This window comes from Mycobacterium sp. (assembly GCF_052145595.1).
Lineage (GTDB): Bacteria > Actinomycetota > Actinomycetes > Mycobacteriales > Mycobacteriaceae > Mycobacterium.
Genome location: NZ_JBKQOI010000118.1, coordinates 1 through 3,843, shown reverse-complemented (window position 1 = coordinate 3,843; position 3,843 = coordinate 1). Strand labels below are relative to the sequence as shown.

The window sequence follows — 3,843 nt, the reverse complement described above, 5'->3', positions numbered from 1 at the left end:
CGGGTAATGACCCCGACCGGTTTGCCTTCCTCCACCACCATCAACGCATCCCAGTCACGCAACGCCTTGCCGGCCGCGCTGACCAACTCACCGGCGCCGATCATCGGCAGCGGCGGGCTCATGTGCTGCGAGACGGCGTCGGCCAATTTGGCCCGGCCCTCGAAGACGGCCGAGAGCAGTTCGCGTTCGGAAACGCTGCCGGCGACCTCGCCGGCCATCACCGGCGGCTCGGCGCCGACCACAGGCATCTGGGACACCCCGTACTCCCGCAGAATGCCGATGGCGTCGCGCACCGTCTCCGACGGATGGGTGTGCACCAGGTCCGGCAGCGCGCCGGATTTCCCGCGCAGCACGTCACCGACCCTGGACTCCTCGGTCGACCCGTCGAGGCGGCTGCGCAAGAACCCATACGACGACATCCAGGCGTCGTTGAAGATCTTCGACATGTAGCCGCGCCCGCCGTCGGGCAGTAACACCACGACTAGCGCGTCGGGCCCGGCCTCCTCGGCGACCTTCACCGCGGCCACCACCGCCATCCCGCACGACCCGCCGACCAGCATCGCTTCTTCACGGGCCAGCCGCCTGGTCATGTTGAACGAGTCGGAGTCGGAAACCGCGATGATCTGGTCGGGCACCGTGCGGTCATACGCCTTCGGCCAGAAATCCTCGCCGACGCCCTCGACCAGGTAGGGCCGGCCGCTGCCGCCCGAGTACACCGAACCCTCGGGGTCTGCGCCGACGACGCGAACCCGGCCGCCGGATACCTCCTTGAGGTAGCGGCCCGCGCCGGTGATCGTCCCGCCGGTGCCGATGCCGGCGACGAAATGGGTGACTTTGCCGTCGGTATCGCCCCAGATCTCCGGACCGGTGGTCGCGTAGTGGCTGGCCGGTCCTTCCGGGTTGGCGTACTGGTCTGGCTTCCAGGCGCCCTCGATCTCTTCGACCAGCCTGTCGGAGACGCTGTAGTAACTGTCCGGATGGTCGGGCGGGACCGCCGTCGGGCACACGACGACCTCCGCGCCGTAGGCGAGCAGCACGTTGCGCTTGTCCTCGCTGACCTTGTCGGGGCAGACGAACACACATTTGTAACCGCGGTGCTGTGCCACCAGGGCCAGGCCGACGCCGGTGTTGCCCGATGTGGGTTCGACGATGGTGCCACCGGGCTTGAGCTGGCCGCCGGCCTCGGCGGCGTCGATCATCTTCGCCGCGATCCGGTCCTTTGCGCTGCCGCCGGGGTTGAGATATTCGATCTTGGCGGCCACGGTGCCGGCGCCGTCGGGGACGACGGAGTTCAGCCGGACCAGCGGCGTGCCGCCGATGAGGTCACTGATGTGCTGCGCGATCCGCATGCGTCCATCGTCTCAGGCGGTTTCGGGCGGTGCACACCCGCTCGCCGGGCCGCGACGAGCCCGAGAACGAGCCGGGCGCTAGCCGGTGGCTTCGCGGATGTAGTCCCCGATCTGCCGCAGCGAGCGGATCGCCTCGGGCAGCAGCGGCGCGGCCAGCTGGAAGTCGTGAACCTGACCAGGCCAGACCCGCACCTCGGCCGGCACACCGACCGCCGCCAGCCTGCTCGCCGCCAACCGCGCGTCGTGCAGCAACACCTCGGATCCGGAGACGTGGATCAGTGTCCGCGGCAGGCCAGGCTTGATGTGCTCCAAGGGCTCGTAAATCTCTTCCGGCTTGCCGTCGACTTTGTTCTTTTCGGCTGCGCTAGCAACCAGCGCGACGAGCGCATCAAACGCGTTCGCGGGGAACACCGCGTCGGTCATGATGTTGGGATGGGCCTGCTTGCATTCCTTTGCTAGCTGCAGCAGCGGCGAGATCGCTACCAGCGCCGCCGCCACATCCCCCTCCCCCTGCCCTTCCCTCTGCAGGCGTTGCGCCAGGGCGAGTGCGAGATAGCCACCCGCGGAGTCGCCGGCCAACACGATCTGGTCCGGCTCGTATCCGCGCAGGCGCAGCCATTGGTAGGCGTCATGGCAGTCGTCGAGGGCCATTCCGACCGAGTGCTTAGGCAACAGCCGGTAATTGACCACCAACACTGGTGAGTCAGCAAACTTCGACAGGTTTTCGACGAGTCTGCCGTGGGAGTTTGCCCCACACGTCAGGAACGCGCCGCCGTGCAAGTAGACAACCACCCGCCGGGTGCCGTCCGCGGGAAGCACTCGGGGTGCGCGCACCAACTGCGCTGAAGCATTGCGCAAGTTGATGGTCTCCCGGACGGTGGCCGTCACGGGAAGCAGGACCCGGGCCGCGACGTCAATGAGACCCCAGGGCCACGGCAAGTGCGGCGCGTGGCTGCCGACGGCCAAGACCGGCCGGATCGTTAGGCGTGACGCCAGGCTGGCTACCCGCCCAGAAACGCTGGGCCCGGATTCGAGGACCTCGACCGGTGCGCCGTCACTGATCGCAAATTTGCGTGCCTCAACTCTACTTGCCTTGAGGACCTCGTGTGGGCGAACGGCATTCCGGGGAGAACCGGATACCTTGCTAGGTGCGGTCATGCTCAACACCTCCTACGCCTTTGTAGAGCGATACAGCATGTGACGAGGAAGCCGAGCGTCTGGTTCAGCACGATCGCCCGGGCGCTCAGCCAACTCGTTGAACTTAGCTTGACAGGCGTTTCTTGGTGCAACATTTGAAGAGCCTGATTTGATACCACATTTGATTCACAACGTGATCACATTGTTCGGAAGCCGTCCGCGCAAACACCGAAGCCGAACTAAACTGATCCCGTGACCATACGGGTGCCGCGTCGTTCGACGATCGCCCTGGCCACGGCGGGTGCACTCGCGTCGACGGGTACGGCCTATCTGGGCGCGCGCAACCTGCTGGTTGGCCAGGCGGCACACACGCGCACCGTCATTCCGAAGGCCTGGGACGTTCCGCCGCGCGCCGACGGCGTGTACACCCACGGCGGCGGACCCGTGCAGCGGTGGCAGCGCGGTATGCCCGTCGACCTGCACCTGATGATCTTCGGCGACTCGACAGCGACCGGGTACGGCTGCTCCAGCGCGGAGGAGGTGCCCGGCGTACTGATCGCACGCGGCCTGGCCGGGCGGAGCGGCAAGCGAATCCGATTGAGTACCAAGGCCATTGTCGGCGCCACCTCGAAGGGCGTGTGTGGTCAAGTCGATGCGATGTTCGTGGCCGGGCCGCCGCCCGACGTGGCCGTGATGATGCTCGGCGCCAACGACATCACGGCACTCAACGGCATCAGCCAGTCGGCGCGACGCCTGGGCTTGGCGGTGCGGAAGTTGCACGCTCGCGGCGCGGTGGTGGTCGTTGGCACCTGCCCGGATCTGGGCGTTATCACCGCCATCCCGCAGCCCCTGCGCTCGTTGGCACGCTCGCGAACCGCGCAGCTCGCTCGCGCCCAAGCGGCGGCCGTGAAGTCGGGAGGCGGGGTGACGGTGCCGTTGGCTCAGCTGCTGGCACCCGAGTTCCGCACCAGGGGCGAGTTGATGTTCTCCGCGGACGGCTTCCACCCCTCGCCGATCGCATATGCGCTGGCGGCCGACGCCCTGCTGCTCCCGCTGTGCGATGCCCTGGACGAAAAGAACGAGCGCCCGACGCTCGGCGAGCCGGCCCAATCGGCCGCGCCGGTGCTCGGTAATGCCCAGACTGCGCAGACGCGAATCAGCGTGATGCCGCGGCTGTGGCGGCGCCCGGAAGCGGGAGCGTCTGCCCCTTCTTCCTGCCCGCCGGTTGGTAGCGACTGATATGGAGGGGACTTTGTCAAGGGGCAGGGTGAAGCGGCGGCCGCAACCGTCGTCGTGGCCGCCGCTTCGTTGACCGGATGAGTCCTTGGTGGCGTCGAGCGTGTCGTGTCGACGCGTG

Annotated in this window: 3 protein-coding genes; 1 reads left to right on the top strand and 2 read right to left on the bottom strand. The window is 67.3% G+C overall.

Translation table 11 applies throughout. The features are described 5' to 3' along the window. Both ACLP4W_RS10450 and ACLP4W_RS10445 read right to left on the bottom strand, forming a co-directional pair. Positions 1-1,349: cystathionine beta-synthase (locus ACLP4W_RS10450; RefSeq protein ID WP_442386058.1), on the bottom strand; the 1,349-nt coding region annotated here is incomplete at its 3' end. A 78-nt stretch (positions 1,350-1,427) separates the two neighbouring features. Beyond that, on the bottom strand, positions 1,428-2,507 hold the full coding sequence (locus tag ACLP4W_RS10445; protein WP_442386057.1) for an alpha/beta hydrolase: 1,080 nt from the start codon (positions 2,505-2,507) through the stop codon (positions 1,428-1,430). Positions 2,508-2,750: 243 nt separating this feature from the next. Between ACLP4W_RS10445 and ACLP4W_RS10440 the strand changes: the two genes are divergently transcribed. After that, entirely contained in the window at positions 2,751-3,725 is a 975-nt protein-coding gene (locus ACLP4W_RS10440; protein WP_442386059.1) for an SGNH/GDSL hydrolase family protein, read from the top strand. The last annotated feature ends 118 nt before the right edge of the window (positions 3,726-3,843 follow it).